This window comes from Kribbella sp. NPDC002412, assembly GCF_053592935.1.
Map to the genome: position 1 here is coordinate 13,116 of NZ_JBSFBL010000027.1, position 12,712 is coordinate 25,827.

Sequence of the window (12,712 nt, forward strand, 5' to 3'; positions counted from 1 at the left end):
ACCTTCGTCGCTACTGTCGTGGCATGAGCCGCGACTGGTGGGACCTCCCGTACGGAACGAGTGCCTGGTTCGGCGCGACGTCCCAGAGCGCCGGTGCTGCTCTGGTCGCCCGGATCCGTGTGCTGACCGGCGGACTGCCGGACGTGAACCTGCGGGACCGTGGGGTGCAGGTGCGGTTCCGGGATCGGGTCGAGGACGCGACGATTTCGGCGATCTCGGCGGCCGCTCAGGACCTCGGCCTCGCCGCTGATCCGAGTGGGCTCCAGGCGCTTCAGGTGCGGGTCGATGCTCACGACCATGCGGTGGTTGCTCTCTGGCGCGCCGTACTCGGGTATGACGCGCTCGGCGCGAATGGTCTCGTGGATCCGCTGCGTCGGGATCCGGCGTTCTCGTTCGGGCGGCTGGATGAGGCGCGACCGCTGCGCAACCGGGTGCACGTCGACGTCGTGCGTCCTTGGACGCTCGCGGGCGCCAGGGAGACGGCGAACGCGGCCGGTGGGCGGGAAGCGTTCGCCAGCGATCACCACAGCAGGGTTGCTGATGCGGAAGGCAACGAGGTGGACATCGTCGGGGGCAGGAACTTCGACGACGCCCCGGACTGGCGGCTGCTGTTCGGTGGGATGACGTTCTACCCGACCGCGTCGCCCGCGCAGGCCGTCGACCTGGTCACCGCCGTCGCCGGCCTGGTGGACGAGTCGGGGATGCCGCTCATGGTCGACGTACGACCCGACGGCGTCGCCCTCGACACCGGCAAGGACTTGTGGGAGGACGACCGGTTCGCCGACCTCGCCCGCCGTACCCAGGCCGCCGCGCACGACCTCGGGCTCACCGCGGACCCGAGCCGATTGCGTTTCGTGCAGTTCGGCATCGACGCGGTCGACGTTCCGGCGGTCCGGGCCTTCTGGCAGCAGTTGCTCGGGTACGACGCCGACACGCGCCAGCACCTCACCGACATCGACGACCCGCGGTGGCTCAACCCGCCGCTGTTCTTCCAGCAGCTGGATGCCGCCGACGAGGCCAGGCGCCGGCAACGCAACCGCATCCGCTTCGAACTCGTCGTCCCTGCGGACGGCTTCGAGGAGCGCCTCGAAGCGGTCATCGCCGGCGGTGGACGAGTGGTTCAGCAGGTCGCCGGCCGGTCGACGGTGACCGATCCGGAGAACAACGAACTCGACCTCGTGGCCGGCCAGGTTCGAGCTCGGGTTTGATCAACGAGCACATCGGGCGTGGGTTCGAGCCAACGAACCAGTAATGTGCTCCCGTGCCTCAGCTTCGGGTAGCCCTCGCTCAACTCAACGTGACCGTCGGTGACATCGACGGGAACGCCGAGAAGATCGTCGCGTGGACCCGTAACGCCGTCGAGCGCGGCGCCCATGTCGTGGCCTTCCCGGAGCTGGCGCTGACCGGCTACCCGGTCGAGGACCTGGCCCTGCGGGCGTCGTTCGTGGACGCGTCCCAGGCCCGCATCCACGACCTCGCCACCCGGCTCGCCGACGAGGGCCTCGGCGACATCGTGGTGGTCTGCGGCTACCTCGACCGCGCTACAGGTACGGCGATGGGCATCGACCGGCTCGGCCGGCCGAAGGGCTCGCCGACCAACTGCGCCGCGGTGATCCACCAGGGCCGCGTCGTCACCAGCGCGGTCAAGCACCACCTGCCGAACTACGGCGTCTTCGACGAGTTCCGGCACTTCGTCCCCGGCAACACCCTCCAGGTGGTCCGGGTGCACGGCGTCGACGTCGCCGTCGTCATCTGCGAGGACCTCTGGCAGGACGGGGGCCCGGTCGCGGTGACCAAGGCCGCCGGCGCCGGACTGCTGCTCGTCGTGAACAGCTCGCCGTACGAGGCCAACAAGGACGACGTCCGCGGCGCGCTGGTCAGCCGGCGGGCGCGCGAGGCCGGCTGCTCGCTCGCCTACGTCAACCTCGTCGGCGGGCAGGACGAGCTGGTCTTCGACGGCGACTCGCTGATCGCCGACGCCGAGGGCAAGGTGTTCGCCCGCGCCCCGCAGTTCGAGCAGGGCAGCATGGTCGTCGACCTCGACCTGCCAGCTCCGGCCGGGACGCCGTCCGGCACGCACGAGGGCATCGACATCGTGCACACCGTGCTCCACGAGGAGGCGCTGGAGGCGTACGAGCCGATTGCCTCCGCAGTTGCGCCCCGGCTGGCCGACGAGGCCGAGATGTACGGCGCCATCGTCACCGGACTGCGCGACTACGTGCAGAAGAACGGCTTCAAGTCCGTCCTGCTCGGGCTGTCCGGCGGCATCGACTCGTCGCTGGTCGCCGCGATCGCGTGTGACGCGGTCGGGCCCGAGCACGTGTTCGGCATCTCCAACCCGAGTGTGTACTCCAGCGAGCACTCCCGCGACGACGCCGCCGAGCTCGCCGCGCGGACCGGCCTGAACTACCGGGTGATCCCGATCCAGCCGATGGTCCAGCCGTTCATCGACACCCTCGGCCTGACCGGTCTGGCCGAGGAGAACCTGCAGGCGCGGGTCCGGGCGGTGATCTGGATGGGCCTGTCGAACGCCGACGGCCACCTGGTCCTTGCCTGCGGCAACAAGTCCGAGCTGTCCGTCGGCTACTCTACCATCTACGGCGACGCGGTCGGCGGGTACGCACCGCTCAAGGACGTCCCCAAGACGCTGGTCTGGCGGCTCGCGAAGTGGCGCAACGAGGACGCGAAGGCGCGCGGCCAGCAGCCGCCGATCCCGCAGAACTCGATCGTCAAGCCGCCCTCGGCCGAGCTCCGGCCCGGCCAGGTGGACACCGACTCGCTGCCGCCGTACGACCTCCTCGACGACATGCTGGACGACTACGTCGAGCAGGACCGCGGCAGCGCCGAGCTGGTCGCGGCCGGGTTCGAGACCGAGCTGGTGTCCAAGGTGATCCAGCTGGTCGACAAGGCGGAGTACAAGCGCCGGCAGTACCCGCCGGGCCCGAAGATCACCCACAAGGCATTCGGCCGGGACCGCCGGCTGCCGATCACGAACGCCTGGCGCGAGGACGCCAAGAAGGCGGCGCACGTGAGCGACGGCCAGCCCAAGCCCGGCACTGGTGAGGAGGCACGGAAGGTGGCGGAGAGCACTGAGTGATTCCTGGCGGTACCGCCCGACCTCCGAAACCCCGTGGGGAACTCCAGTGGAGCCCACGGACCGCTCCGACCTGCCCGCGGACGATGTGAGCGATCGCTCAGCCGCAGCCGGTAGCGCTCACCCTCCGCAACGGTGGGACGATGAAGGCATGGTTGACAACTTCCTGTCGGCCGGTACCCAGGACGACGACGAGTTGCCGTCGCCGTACGGGACCGGACCGAAGAACCGGACAACCGAGGAGCACCGCCGCTCGGACTACGGGGACGACTCCTGGCGGGACCGCGGCAACGGCCTCGGTCTCGACCCGTCGCCGTCGTTGCCGAACGCCCCCAGGGCCTATGAACGCGGGCCGGTGCCCCAGCAGCCGTACGTGCCGAAGCCGCCGTACCTGCCGGGTCCCCCGCCGCCACCGGCCGGGCAACCACAGCAGCAGCGCGGGTACGGCGAGCAGCCGCGACCACAGCAGCCTCCGTACGGCGAGCAGCCGCAGGGACGGCCGTACGGGGAGCAGCAGCGGCCGGAGTACTACGACTCGTCTCGCGGTGAGCCGTCGCGGGGTGAGCCCTCGCGGGGTGAAGCCTTGCGTGGTGAGCCCGGTCGGGGTGAGGCCTTGCGTGGTGAGCCCGGTCGGGGTGAGCCTTCGCGTGGTGACGCGGGTCGTGGTGAGCCTGGTCGTGGTGAGGAGTCGCCGTTCGGGCCGGCGTCGTACCAGGAGCAGAGCCCGTTCCGGCCGCAGCAGACCCCTGTCGGTCCGCCGCCGCAGCAGGGCCGTCCGAGCCCGTTCGGTCCGGGGAGCAACGGCGTACCGCCGAACCGGCAGGCACCCGCTGCACCGCAACAACAGCCGCAGCGCCCGCCCGCTCCCCCGCAGGCAGGTAGCAACGGCGTGACCCCGCACCCGCCCGCGCCGCACGGCTCGAACGGAACAGCGAACGGCACCTGGAGCGGTCCGGCACCGACGCCCGCCCAGAACGCCGGGCCACACAACAACGGCGTTACTCAGCAGCCGCCGAACCAGGCGCCGACACCACCGCCTGCTCCCGCGCAGCCGCAGAGCCAGCAACAGCAGTCGCCGGGCCAAGGGCCCGCACCGGCTCCGGCTCCGGCGAACCCACAGCAGGGGAACTACTCGCTGGACGCGCCGACCATCACGGCGTACCTGCCAGAGATGCTGGAGTCCGGCAAGCAGTCCGACAACGGCTACCCGTCCGACCCGAGCGCGGAGTACGAGAGCAACACACCGGTGAGTGAAGAACCCAAGCGAGTCGGCGCGCGACGGCGTGCGGACGTCCAGCAGGACGCCCCCAGCCAGGTGTCGAACGAGCACACCGGTTCGCACCGCGCCCGCCGGGCCCAGGCGGCCGCTGACGCCGGCTCGGCTGCGGCGCAGAGCCCGACTGAGGGTCAGAGTCCGGCTGCCGGTGCGGCTCAGGGCCCAGCCGGCCCGTCGTCAAGCTCGGCTTCGTCGTCCGGTTCGGCGCCGATGTCTGGTGCAGGACCGTTGACGGGTGCTGCTCCTGGATCGGGTCCGGCCTCCGGGTCCGCTGAGGGCTCGGGCCAGAGCAAGCGGCCGCGCCGGTACCGCATCCACCACCTTCGCGACATGAAGAACCGTGGCGAGAAGTGGGCGATGCTGACGGCGTACGACCAGTACACCGCCGAGATCTTCGACCAGGCCGGCATCCCCGTCCTGCTGGTCGGCGACTCCGCCGCCAACAACGTCTTCGGCTACGAGACGACCCTGCGCGTCACCGTCGACGAACTGATCCCGCTGGCCCGCGCCGTCGCCGGTGCGGTCGACCGGGCCCTCGTCGTCGCCGACCTGCCGTTCGGCTCGTACCAGGCGTCCCCCGAGCAGGCCTTCCACACCGCCGTACGCTTCATGAAGGAAGCCGGCGTGCACGCGGTCAAGCTCGAAGGCGGCCGCACCGTCGTGCCGATGGTCGAGAAACTGACCCAGTCCGGGATCCCGGTGATGGCGCACATCGGCTTCACGCCGCAAAGTGAGCACAGCATCGGCGGCTACCGGGTCCAGGGCCGCGGCGACCAAGCCGCCGGCCTCATCGACGACGCCATCGCCCTCGCCGAGGCCGGCGCGTTCTCCGTCGTCCTCGAAATGGTCCCCGGCGACGTCGCCGCCGAGATCACCAAACGAGTCACCATCCCCACCATCGGCATCGGCGCGGGCCGCGACACCGACGCCCAGGTCCTCGTCTGGCAAGACATGGCCGGCCTGCGCTCCGGCACCATGCCCCGCTTCGTCAAGCAATACGCCGACCTCCGAGGAATCCTCACCACCGCAGCCACCACCTACGCCGCCGAAGTAGCCACCGGCACCTTCCCGACCGACGAACACACCTTCTAACTGCTTACCCACGCGTGCTACGCGCTTATCGCGCGTGGTAGTTGCCGGGGTCGGCGTGCGTCCGCAGGACAACCGTCGTCACGCCCGCCCGCGGACGACCCCGCGCGTGCTAGGCAGCCAGCTCCTCCGTCGCGACTGCTTCAGGTGCGGATGCGTGAGCCGAACCGAGCCTTAGACAGGAACTGGTGGGCTAGCACTGGGTATTTCCTGTGCACGCGAACCACAGGGTGTTCAAGGTCCCGAGTTCCGGCAAGTTGGACGAGTGCGATCCGGGGTGCCTCGCACCGGACCGCTGGGACAGCAGTTGTCCGGCGGACAACACCGGCCCGGCAATCCAGCACGCGCGATAAGCGCGTAAACCGCACGCGTGGGTAGATCACGCGGGTCAGATCCAGGGCAAAGCCGACCGTTCGGTCCAGTACTCGTCGGGCTGCTGGGCGAACTCGTCGAGTGGGCCGGCCGTCCGATAGTCCAGGTTGCTCTCAAGCTGATCCGCCGTACTCGCGCCACTCAGCACAACATCAACCCACGGCTGACCAACAGCAGCCCCGATCGCGAGTGAGTCCGGCGCAACCCCATGCTGCCGAGCAAACGCGTTGAACGGCGTCTCGCCGGCCTTGGCCGTCAGCCGCCCGTTGGCAACCGCTTCCTTGACCACCACAAACCATCCAGCATCATGCGCCTCCTGCAGCGCCGGCCCGACCGAAGTCTCCAGCACATTCCACGTCGCCTGCACCGCAGTGAACGGCCCACCCAGCGCCAAAGCCGCACGCAACGCATCAGCCTGATGCGGTCCGCTCGTCGACAGTCCAACCCGTACGCCGTCGTCCGCAAGCGCCCGCAACCGATCGAGCAGCTTCGCATCACCCAGCGCCGGGCTGTCCGGCGTCAAGCTGTGGATCAGGTAGAAGTCCGGCGCCCCACCAAGCGCTTGAAGGGTCTCCGGCCACTGCCTTTCAAAGGTGCCGAGTGAGTGATCCTTCACCTCGTGCGTATCCACGTCGTGCCGCCAGTCCGCGACGTACGTGTAGCCCCACTTCGACCCGATGGTGAGTTGGTCGCGGCGCTCAGGAGTCAGCCACTCGCCGAGGAAGACTTCGGCAAGACCGTACGAACGCGCCGCGTCGAAATAGCGAACACCGGCGTCCCACGCCTGCTCGAGCAGTTGATGTGTGCGCTCTCTCAGATCCTCGACCGCGCGCCCCGGCGGTAGATCCTCGTCGTGCCCGAGGTTGATGTACCCGGGTCGCCCGAGTGCCGCCAGGCCCAGACCGATGCTCGCCGTCATGCTTTCGATCCTAGGTGTCCCCGGCAACCACTGTGAGACGCGCCGCATCAGCCGACGCGGGATGCCCTTCCTCGTCTAGCGTTTTGTTGTGTGAGCGAATCTCGTCTGCCACCACCTGGCACCGTCGTACGGCGTACGACGGCCCGCGTCCTGCCGGTCCGACCGGACGGCAAGGTGTTGCTGCTGCACGGCTGGGATCCGCTGAAGCCGCAGACGCCGTACTGGTTCACGATCGGCGGCGGCGTCGAAGCCGGTGAGACGGTCGTGCAGGCGGCGAGCCGGGAGCTGCGCGAGGAGGTCGGCATTCACCTGCCGATCGACGCGCTCGGCACACCGGTGGCGACGAACACGATCGAGTTCGAGTGGGGCGGGTGCCCGATCATCCAGCACCAGACGTTCTTCGCCGTGGCGGTGGACGGTGTCGACGTCACGTTCGCCAACCAGGAGCAGCTGGAGCTGGAGACGATCAGCGCGCACGGCTGGTGGTACGGCGACGATCTCGAGGCGACCGGTCAGGCCGCGCACGTCACGATCCCCGGCCTGCTCCGCCAGGCCGCCGACGCCATCACGCTGCGCCGCGCCTCCTGAGCGACCGCCGGATCAGCCGACGACCCGAAGGCCTCAGCGGCTGCGGGCCTCCTTGAGGACCTTCTTCTTGATCTTCCTGTCGACGACGTAGTGCACGCGGTCGAGGCGCTCCGCGCAGCCGGCATCAGCCAGCCGCTTGAGGACCACCGGGCACTTCTTGCACCTCGGCTTGTCCTTGCAGCACTTCTTCTTCGCGGTCATCGACGGCACGCAGCGAGTGTAGGTGAGGCATACCTAACCGTCTAGCTGACCAGGCAGTCATCGTGTCGCACGTCACTGCGGCCGTCCGCTCAAGGTCGCAATTGCCGGCTGAGCAGTTCGCGGGCCTCGACGAGCGATGGTCCGTACCAGGTGAGGTGCCGCCCGGAGACACACTTCGCCGGCCGCGTGAATGCCTCCGGCCCGTCGTCGGGTGAAAAGGCATAAGGCTCGTCCGGGAGTACGACGAGATCGTGATCGGGTAACGCATCCGGATCGATCCGCGGATAGCGTTCACCGGAATCACGCAGCACGTTGGCGACGCCGATCCGGGACAACAGATCACCCGCGAACGTGTCGCGTCCCAATGCCATCCACGGCCGCCGCCAGATCGGTACGACGGCCCGCCGGCGCATTCCGTCGTACGGCGTACTCCACACCTCACGTGCTTGCCGCAACCACTCCGGGACAGCGCCGGTGATCGCGGACAGCATGCGTTCGAGTGAGTCGAGTGATTCGTCGACAGTGGTCGGCGAGGTGGTCCAGACCGCGATTCCACTCGCGCGCAACGTGGCGAGATCGACGGCGCGATTCTCTTCCGCGTTCGCGACGACGACATCGGGCCGGAGTGCGCGGACGAGATCGAGATCGGGATTCTTCGTGCCGCGCACACGTGTCACGTCGAGGTGGTGTGGATGTGTGCACCAGTCCGTCGCACCGACCAGCAAGTGTTCGTGCGTCGCCGCGATCGACTCGGTCAACGACGGCACGATGCTCACTACGCGCGTCACGTCCGAACGCATCACGACGACGTTCCCGACGTCGTCGACGAGCTCTGTCATGACACCTTCCCAAGGTCGTCTGCATGCTCTCTCATCATGCGTCCGCGAGGTCGTCTCGAGCACTCTTCGCGGGTCCGCGGCACGTGCCGGTCGCAGGCCGTTGCCGAGGACAACACTCGCCGAATCGGCGGTTCGACACGAACTTTGTGCGCGTGTCGCCAAGAAATTCTTCGGGCGGTCAGGCATCCTCTTAGCGCGGCGGAATCCCTTCTGCACAAGGATTTTCGGCATTTTCGCGCCGACCGGCGGTCAGGACGCCTTAACCTGAAGACGTTTCGGGTGCTTTACGTAGGCACCAAGTGTTGTCATCATCATGACGACGAGGAATCCACCGTGGTTTTCCTCAGCCGCACCAAGGAGGCAGAGTGCCAGCCAAGAAGGCAGCCGCAGGGAAGGCGACAGCCAAAAAGGCTTCTCCCGCCAAGAAGACTGTCGCCAGGAAGACCAGCGCCGCGAAGACGACGTCCGCGCGCAAGGTCAGCGCAGCGAAGAAGACAGTGACGAAGAAGGTGAGTGCGGCAAAGAAGGCGGTCTCCAAGGCGCCCGCCAAGAAGACCGCAGCCAAGAAGACAACTGCTGCGAGGAAGACCACCGCCAAGAAGACCACGGCGGCGAAGAAGACGGTCGCGAAGAAGGCCCCGGCCAAGAAGACGACGGCGAAGAAGACCGTCGCCAAGAAGGCCCCGGCGAAGCGGACCACGGCCGCCAAGAAGACCGTGGCCAAGAAGACGACCGCGGCGAAGAAGACGGTCGCGAAGAAGGCGCCCGCCAAGAAGACCGCGGCGAAGAAGGCCCCGGCCAAGAAGACCGCCGCCAAGAAGGCGCCGGCGAAGCGCACCGCGGCGAAGAAGGCCCCGGTCCGCAAGGTCGCGGCCAAGAAGGCGCCGGCGCGCAAGGCTCCGGCCCGCAAGACCGCCGCCCGCCGGGTCGCTCGCTGAACCGGCCGTCTGCACCAGCCCGGACAAAGCCCGAGGGGCGCCACCGTCGACGGTGGCGCCCCTCGGCACGTTCAGGGTGAGGCCCTTCAGGATCAGGCTCTTCGGTATCAGGCGCTGTGGGATCAGGCGCTGTGGGATCAGGCGCTGTGGGATCAGGCTCTGGAGGATCAGGAAGGGGTGACGATCAGTCGTCGTTCCACTTGGGGTCGTTGTCCCATTCCTCGTTGCGTTCCTGGACCTTCTCCAGGGCGCGGGCCGCCTCTTCCGGGGAGTTGTACGGTCCGAGACGGTCGCCGGATTTACTGCCCTGGTAAGGCTCGACCTTGCCGGTTCTGGTGTTGTAGTACCACTCGTTGCTGTGATCGTCGCTCATCTGGATGACCGCCTCCCGGGAGTCTTGTCGCAGCTCACTACAATGTTCCCACCATGTCGCCTCTCACTCCCGGCATCATCTCGCCGCGCCGCGAAGTCCCCGCGTCCATCCCGCGTCCCGAATACGTCGGGAAGCCGGGCCCGACGCCGTACGACGGTTCCTACGTCACGGCGCCGGAGATCGTCGACCGGATGCGGGTCGCGAGCAAGCTGGCCGCGCAGGCCCTGCAGGCGGTCGGTGCGGCCGCGAAGCCCGGTGTCACCACCGACGAGCTCGACGCGGTCGGCCACGAGTACCTGGTCGAGCGCGGTGCCTACCCGTCCACGCTCGGCTACCGCGGCTACCCGAAGTCGCTGTGCACGTCGGTCAACGAGGTGATCTGCCACGGCATCCCCGACGACCGTCCGCTCGAGGACGGCGACATCGTCAACGTCGACATCACGGCGTACCTGGACGGTGTGCACGGTGACACCAACGCCACGTTCCTGGTCGGCAACGTCGACGAGGAGGTCCGGCTGCTCGTCGAGCGCACGCACGAGGCGCTCAACCGCGGCATCAAAGCGGTCAAGCCGGGGCGCCGGGTCAGCATCATCGGCCGCGTGATCGAGTCCTACGCCAAGCGGTTCGGGTACGGCGTCGTCCGCGACTTCACCGGCCACGGCATCGCGACGTCGTTCCACAGCGGCCTGATCATCCCGCACTACGACGACGAGCGGTTCGACGACGTGATCGAGCCCGGGATGACGTTCACCATCGAGCCGATGCTGACGCTCGGCACCTACGAGTACGACCTGTGGGACGACGGCTGGACCGCCACCACCAAGGACAAGTCCATCACCGCCCAGTTCGAGCACACCCTCGTAGTCACCGACACCGGCGCCGAAGTCCTCACCCTCCCGTGATCACGCAGTACGAGCACACCCACCTGCCGGGCGTGCTCGCACTGTGCGAGGCCGAGCAGTGGCCAAGCTTCCCCGCCGACCCCGACCGCGCGCACGCAGTCCTCACCGCCCCCGGCGTGACAACCGTCGTAGCTCTCGACGGTGAGGTCGTCGTAGGTTTCGCCTACCTGCAGAGCGACGGCCACCTCCAGGCCCACCTCTCCCTGATGGCAGTCAGCCGCACCCACCGGCGCAAAGGCATCGGCCGAGCATTGCTCGAGTACGCCGCCCCGCTCACCGGCGCCCAACGCATAGACCTGGTGACGGACACCGGCGAGGACTTCTACACGTCGCTCCCCCACCGGTCCTACTCCGGCTTTCGTCTGTACCTGAGCTAGCGCGCCAGAGTTGTTGTGCGGCGGCGGCGTGCTGACCTGCGGCGGTCTTGGAGATGATGTTGCCGGTAGCAAGCAGCGCGTGCAGCCGCGGGATGCCCAGGACGTACCAAGGGATGATCCACCCGTCGAGCACCTGATCGTCGGGCAGCTCACCCCGCGCTGCTCCAACCGGTCGAGCATCGGCACCCAGTACGACGTGAGGTTGTCGCGAGTGTTGTCGACCATCGCCGCGACGTCAGCCGGAACGGTCATCGGTTGGAGGCGGCGTTGATGAAGGCGGCCAGGTCCTCGGACTGCTGGATCCGGGACTCCTCGTGGATGTACATCATGTGGCCGGCCGGGTAGTACTTCGTCTCGATGTTGCCGACCAGCTCGCTCGGGATCTGCAACCGCGCCAGCGTGTGCTCGGTGGCGAAGTACGGCGTCGCGCCGTCGTAGTGCCCGGACGCGACATGCACCTTGAGGTGCGGGTTGACCCGCATCGCGTCGGCGAGCTTCTCGGCCACCGTGATCTGCTGGCCCTCGAACTCCTTGAACGACCAGTTCTTGGCCGCGTCCATGTTGAGGATCTCGTACGGCAGGTCGTTCTGGTACTCGAGCTCGACCCGCACGTAGTGGTTCAGCGCGGCCGTGTACGGCCCGATGATCGCGCTGAACGACGGGTCCTTGCCCGGCGTCTCACCGGCGTAGTCCGCGTCCCAGCCGGTGAAGCGGCCGTCCAGCCGGCCGATCACCTGGCGGCGCGACCGCAGCAGCTCGGCGAAGAACCGCATGTGCTCGATCCGCAGGTTCACCCGGTCCAGGTAGTCCTCGCTGAGCCCGGTCAGCGACGCCAGCCGGGTGACCACCTCGGCCCGGTAGTCGGCCGGGATCCGGTTGCCCTGGGCAAGCGCGTTCGGGTAGCGCCCGGCCGCGAACCGCTCGGCGTCGGCGAGCACCTCGTCGAGGGTCCGGCCCGGCACGAGACCGTGGTAGTGCGCGATGGCGGCGTACGACGGCAGGAAGAGCGTGTACGGCAGGTCGTTGCCCGGCGTGAAGTCGAGCGTGCCGAACTCGAGCGCGGCCGAGATCAGCATGACCCCGTTGAGGTACATGCCGTACCGCTCCTGCAGGTGCGCGGCCAGCCCGGCGGCGCGCGTCGTACCGTACGACTCGCCGGCCAGGAACTTCGGCGACATCCAGCGCCCGTTGCGCGACGTCCACAGCCGGATCACCTCACCGACGGACTCCAGGTCCCGGGTGAAGCCGTGGTAGTCGCCCGGCTTCTCGCCCTCGACGGCGCGCGAGTACCCCGTCGACACCGGGTCGATGAAGACCAGGTCACTGTGCTGCAGCAGCGACTCGGCGTTGTCCACCAAGCCGTACGGCGGGGGCGCCAGCTCACCGGCGTCGCCGGACACCACCCGGCGCGGGCCTAGCAGGCCGAGGTGCAGCCAGATGCTCGACGACCCCGGGCCGCCGTTGAACGCGAACGTCACCGGCCGGTTCGTCGCATCCGCGTCGTCCAGCGTGTAGGCGGTCAGGAACACCTCGGCCTTGGGCTTGTGCCCGTCGAACTTGCCCTCGGTCACCACCTCCTGCCGCAGCACGATCCGCCCGGTCGTCGCGGTGTACTTCAGCCTCTTCCGGCCGATCGGCAGCGTGTGCTGCGTCGACACCAGGTCGTCGGTGGGTGGCGCGGCCTTGGTCTCCTCGGCCGCTGCCTCGGACGTGGACTCGGTGCTCTCATCCTTCGCCATGTCGA

Annotated in this window: 12 protein-coding genes; 7 read left to right on the plus strand and 5 right to left on the minus strand. The window is 68.3% G+C overall.

Going from position 1 to position 12,712, the window contains the following annotated elements; translation table 11 throughout:
* Nucleotides 1-23 precede the first annotated feature (23 nt).
* From ACWCOV_RS21955 to panB, 3 genes are all read left to right on the plus strand, one after another.
* Entirely contained in the window at nucleotides 24-1,208 is a 1,185-nt protein-coding gene (locus tag ACWCOV_RS21955) for a VOC family protein (protein ID WP_449831146.1), read from the plus strand.
* 53 nt (nucleotides 1,209-1,261) lie between these two features.
* The gene (locus tag ACWCOV_RS21960; protein WP_449831147.1) at nucleotides 1,262-3,097 is read left to right on the plus strand and encodes an NAD+ synthase; all 1,836 of its coding nucleotides are present in this window, start codon (nucleotides 1,262-1,264) and stop codon (nucleotides 3,095-3,097) included.
* A gap of 148 nt (nucleotides 3,098-3,245) precedes the next feature.
* On the plus strand, nucleotides 3,246-5,462 hold the full coding sequence (gene panB / locus ACWCOV_RS21965) for a 3-methyl-2-oxobutanoate hydroxymethyltransferase (protein WP_449831148.1): 2,217 nt from the start codon (nucleotides 3,246-3,248) through the stop codon (nucleotides 5,460-5,462).
* A 385-nt stretch (nucleotides 5,463-5,847) separates the two neighbouring features.
* On the opposite strand, the gene ACWCOV_RS21970 is transcribed toward panB, so the two are convergent.
* The gene (locus tag ACWCOV_RS21970; RefSeq protein ID WP_449831149.1) at nucleotides 5,848-6,750 is read right to left on the minus strand and encodes an aldo/keto reductase; all 903 of its coding nucleotides are present in this window, start codon (nucleotides 6,748-6,750) and stop codon (nucleotides 5,848-5,850) included.
* 90 nt (nucleotides 6,751-6,840) lie between these two features.
* On the opposite strand from ACWCOV_RS21970, the gene ACWCOV_RS21975 reads away from it, so the two are divergent.
* Nucleotides 6,841-7,338: an NUDIX hydrolase gene (locus tag ACWCOV_RS21975; protein ID WP_449831150.1), complete on the plus strand. Its 498-nt coding sequence runs from the start codon at nucleotides 6,841-6,843 to the stop codon at nucleotides 7,336-7,338.
* Nucleotides 7,339-7,371: 33 nt separating this feature from the next.
* Here the strand turns inward: ACWCOV_RS21975 and ACWCOV_RS21980 are convergent, their stop codons facing one another.
* Nucleotides 7,372-7,548, minus strand: coding sequence for a hypothetical protein (locus tag ACWCOV_RS21980; RefSeq protein ID WP_449831217.1), 177 nt, complete (start codon nucleotides 7,546-7,548; stop codon nucleotides 7,372-7,374).
* An 80-nt stretch (nucleotides 7,549-7,628) separates the two neighbouring features.
* Nucleotides 7,629-8,378 (minus strand): helical backbone metal receptor, encoded by a 750-nt coding sequence (locus ACWCOV_RS21985; RefSeq protein ID WP_449831151.1) that lies wholly within the window; start codon nucleotides 8,376-8,378, stop codon nucleotides 7,629-7,631.
* A 365-nt stretch (nucleotides 8,379-8,743) separates the two neighbouring features.
* Here ACWCOV_RS21985 and ACWCOV_RS21990 point away from each other — a divergent pair, with 365 nt between their 5' ends.
* Complete coding sequence (locus ACWCOV_RS21990; RefSeq protein ID WP_449831152.1) at nucleotides 8,744-9,316, plus strand: histone H1-like repetitive region-containing protein; 573 nt, start codon at nucleotides 8,744-8,746, stop codon at nucleotides 9,314-9,316.
* 184 nt (nucleotides 9,317-9,500) lie between these two features.
* Here the strand turns inward: ACWCOV_RS21990 and ACWCOV_RS21995 are convergent, their stop codons facing one another.
* Entirely contained in the window at nucleotides 9,501-9,689 is a 189-nt protein-coding gene (locus tag ACWCOV_RS21995; protein WP_449831153.1) for a hypothetical protein, read from the minus strand.
* 53 nt (nucleotides 9,690-9,742) lie between these two features.
* On the opposite strand from ACWCOV_RS21995, the gene map reads away from it, so the two are divergent.
* A complete protein-coding gene (gene map / locus ACWCOV_RS22000) occupies nucleotides 9,743-10,591 on the plus strand; it encodes a type I methionyl aminopeptidase (protein WP_449831154.1) in 849 nt (282 codons plus the stop codon).
* Entirely contained in the window at nucleotides 10,588-10,968 is a 381-nt protein-coding gene (locus ACWCOV_RS22005; protein ID WP_449831155.1) for a GNAT family N-acetyltransferase, read from the plus strand. The genes map and ACWCOV_RS22005 overlap by 4 nt, the downstream gene beginning before the upstream one ends.
* 248 nt (nucleotides 10,969-11,216) lie before the next feature.
* On the opposite strand, the gene ACWCOV_RS22010 is transcribed toward ACWCOV_RS22005, so the two are convergent.
* Complete coding sequence (locus tag ACWCOV_RS22010; protein ID WP_449831156.1) at nucleotides 11,217-12,707, minus strand: S10 family peptidase; 1,491 nt, start codon at nucleotides 12,705-12,707, stop codon at nucleotides 11,217-11,219.
* Between the last annotated feature and the right edge of the window lie 5 nt (nucleotides 12,708-12,712).

Coding starts and splice junctions, on each gene's coding strand:
- ACWCOV_RS22010 (WP_449831156.1), bottom strand. CDS start 12,707: ATGGCGAAGGATGAGAGCACCGAGTCCACGTCCGAGGCAGCGGCCGAG.
- map (WP_449831154.1), top strand. CDS start 9,743: ATGTCGCCTCTCACTCCCGGCATCATCTCGCCGCGCCGCGAAGTCCCC.
- ACWCOV_RS21970 (WP_449831149.1), bottom strand. CDS start 6,750: ATGACGGCGAGCATCGGTCTGGGCCTGGCGGCACTCGGGCGACCCGGG.
- ACWCOV_RS21995 (WP_449831153.1), bottom strand. CDS start 9,689: ATGAGCGACGATCACAGCAACGAGTGGTACTACAACACCAGAACCGGC.
- ACWCOV_RS21985 (WP_449831151.1), bottom strand. CDS start 8,378: ATGACAGAGCTCGTCGACGACGTCGGGAACGTCGTCGTGATGCGTTCG.
- ACWCOV_RS21955 (WP_449831146.1), top strand. CDS start 24: ATGAGCCGCGACTGGTGGGACCTCCCGTACGGAACGAGTGCCTGGTTC.
- panB (WP_449831148.1), top strand. CDS start 3,246: ATGGTTGACAACTTCCTGTCGGCCGGTACCCAGGACGACGACGAGTTG.